At 33.5% G+C, this 2,222-nt stretch carries 5 protein-coding genes; 3 read left to right on the top strand and 2 right to left on the bottom strand.

What is annotated here, in order from left to right; genetic code table 11:
• Positions 1-24 precede the first annotated feature (24 nt).
• A complete protein-coding gene (locus tag ACIR310F_RS24305) occupies positions 25-285 on the top strand; it encodes a type II toxin-antitoxin system HicA family toxin (RefSeq protein ID WP_071604820.1) in 261 nt (86 codons plus the stop codon).
• Between the two features lie 53 nt (positions 286-338).
• Entirely contained in the window at positions 339-677 is a 339-nt protein-coding gene (locus ACIR310F_RS0110600; RefSeq protein ID WP_028083811.1) for a type II toxin-antitoxin system HicB family antitoxin, read from the top strand.
• Between the two features lie 132 nt (positions 678-809).
• On the opposite strand, the gene ACIR310F_RS0110605 is transcribed toward ACIR310F_RS0110600, so the two are convergent.
• Both ACIR310F_RS0110605 and ACIR310F_RS0110610 read right to left on the bottom strand, forming a co-directional pair.
• Positions 810-1,253, bottom strand: coding sequence for a type II toxin-antitoxin system VapC family toxin (locus ACIR310F_RS0110605; protein WP_028083812.1), 444 nt, complete (start codon positions 1,251-1,253; stop codon positions 810-812).
• On the bottom strand, positions 1,241-1,462 hold the full coding sequence (locus ACIR310F_RS0110610; RefSeq protein ID WP_028083813.1) for a hypothetical protein: 222 nt from the start codon (positions 1,460-1,462) through the stop codon (positions 1,241-1,243). The genes ACIR310F_RS0110605 and ACIR310F_RS0110610 overlap by 13 nt, the downstream gene beginning before the upstream one ends.
• Positions 1,463-1,799: 337 nt before the next feature.
• Here ACIR310F_RS0110610 and ACIR310F_RS0110615 point away from each other — a divergent pair.
• Positions 1,800-2,222: Uma2 family endonuclease (locus tag ACIR310F_RS0110615; protein ID WP_028083814.1), on the top strand; the 423-nt coding region annotated here is incomplete at its 3' end.

Below are 2,222 nucleotides of genomic sequence, written 5' to 3' on the forward strand. Positions count from 1 at the left end.
AGCTTCTGTTAAAAGTAAAAAAGGATAAATATTAATAATAAACAGCAAAAGATTTTAGAATTAATTTTTACAAATCCTGTACCAGCAAATATTATTTGGCAAGATATAGAAAATTTATTTACAGCTTTAGGTGCTGATATTAGTCAAGCTAGCGGTTCAAGAGTTAGAGTTAAATTAAATGATGTTAGAGGTTATTTTCATGAACCACATCCAGAAAAAGAAACCGATAAAGGAGCAGTAAAAGCAGTGAGAGAATTTTTGATAAAAGCAGGAATTGAACCATAAATAGTTTGTAGTAAAATCAATCACAAAAAAACTGAGTGAGGATTATTAAAATTATGTTGACTTACAAAGGATATACAGCATCAATTGAAGTAGATGTAGAAGCAGGAATACTTTTTGGAAGAGTTCTTGATATTAATGATGTAATTACTTTTAAAGCTAAAACTGTCGAAGAAGCACGTCAAGAATTTGAAACTTCTATTGATGGTTATCTAGCTTTTTGTGAAGAATTAGGAGAAGAACCTGATAAAACTTTTTCTGGAAAATTGCCATTTAGAACTACTCCAGAACATCACAGAAAAATTTTTATTGCAGCTAAAAAAGCTGGAAAAAGTATCAATGCTTGGATGGATGAAATATTAATTAATGCTGCTGAAAAATCAGTCAAAGTATAGATGCAATATTTTTCTAAGTTTTGGGGATGTTGGGGGTGCGTAAGCGTTGCGCGATCTAGGAATCGCTGTTTGGGGTTTGAGGAAGTGCGATAGCGAAGCGCTGACTTGTCAGTTCGCTGTATTTCAAAGCACTTAACTCATCAATTGATTTAAAACCAAAACCGTTAATCCTGGTAAAGAAGGTAAACGAATATCATTGGTTAAGAAAAAAGACGCACCACCATAAATAGCAGTGGCCATTTGAATAGCATCCGGCGTTCTTAAATTGTAATCTGCTCTTAATTTAGCTGCATTTTCAGCAATATCTAGTAAAACTTCAATAGTTGTTAAACCTTGCGAATTGAAAAAAATATCACGATATTGTTGAGCTAATATCGTATTTCCCGCACGTAAAGAATAAACTAAAACTTCTGATACAGTTAAAACCGACGTGACAACACTAAATTCACCTCTATACATTGCTGTAAAAAAAGTACCTGTAACTTCTAAATAACTAGGATTTTCTTCTATAAAATAAATTAGTGGTGCTGTATCTAAACCTACTATTTTACCCTGTAATTTATTTAACCATTCCATGAATCACGCTCCCGATTGACATATTCCTGAGCGTCAATATTTCCCCAAATTTCCTTACCTAAACCACGCAATTCTAAAATACTACGCTTTGGTTTCGATGCCATTTTCAATTGTTGACGAATTAAGATAGATAAATTTTCAACTAATTTAAGCTGTTCTTCAGGGGTCAGATTTTTAGCTTGTTCTAACAATTCTTGATAATTAGACATACATTTTTGGTTATTTGTAGTTTTACTCTAATTTCACTATATCCTGTTTTCGGATATGGGGAGTGCGATAGCGCAAGCGCTGACTTGTCAGTTCGCTGTTTGGGGTTTGGAGGATGTGCGATCAAAAAATTAAACTTCCTCATCTAAAAATGGCAATATGTCCTCTAAATCTCTCGCTGCATGCAAAACCCGTATAACCTCCACCGTCTCCTCTTGCCGAAATTTTAGGAGTATCTCATCAAACAATTCAAGAAATACCTAAAAATCAGATTAATGGTATATAATGGGAGATGAAATAGTTAAAAATATTGCCTTAACTTTTTATGAGGATAGGACTATGAATGCTTTAACTGTCAATTTTAAATCAGTGATAGATATGACTGATGAGCAGTTTTTTGAGCTATGTCAAAACAACCGCGACTTGAGATTTGAAAGAAATGCAAATGGAGATTTAATTATTATGCCACCAACTGGAGGAGAAACGGGAAATAAAAATGCGAGAATTACTCAACAAGTAATGAATTGGACTGATGTTGATGGTACTGGGATAGCTTTTGATTCTTCCACTTGTTTTAAGTTACCTAATGGTGCAGATCGTTCTCCTGATGCTTCTTGGATTAAGTTAGAAAGATGGGATGCTTTAAGTGATGAGGAAAAACAAAAGTTTCCTCCTATTTGTCCTGATTTTGTAATTGAGTTACTTTCTCCTAGTGATAGTTTGAAGACTACACAGGAAAAGATGAAGGAATATATAGATAAT

The organism is Dolichospermum circinale AWQC310F, assembly GCF_000426925.1.
Lineage (GTDB): Bacteria > Cyanobacteriota > Cyanobacteriia > Cyanobacteriales > Nostocaceae > Dolichospermum > Dolichospermum circinale.